General features: G+C 54.6%; 1 protein-coding gene. It reads right to left on the minus strand.

The features are described 5' to 3' along the window. The coding region (locus ACZ3HG_RS23090; protein WP_465334620.1) for a hypothetical protein at positions 1 to 401 on the minus strand (401 nt) is incomplete at both ends.

Here is a 401-nt window from a genome sequence, read left to right on the forward strand (position 1 = left end):
CCAGCCAGTGAGCGATGACCCGTTTTACGCTAGGGCCGGGTTGAGTTTCGCGCCACAAAGAAAGCAGCCGGTGATAGCCTAAAAGGTCAGCACGCTGCACACAGTAAGCTGTGATCATTTGCGTGATCGCTATGTCCCCCAGCGCCTCAGGGACACTGCGTAGACGCCGAGCCAGGCCAACCTGTTTCTGCGTATTTTCCTGCATTAAGCGCAATTGTTCGATGATCTTCGGCAAGCCCATTGGATCTGGGTGCGTAACCACTTTGAATTCGTGGTCGCTGTTGTTAGCGGTCACCTGCAATACGTCATGCTGATCGACCCGCACGAGATAGGCACTCTTGATTGCGCTGTGTAGCCACGGAAATAGCAGGCGCTTCTGTCTGACCACTGCCCGCAAATCT

The sequence above is a fragment of the Erwinia sp. PME.40.26/001 genome (assembly GCF_055556675.1).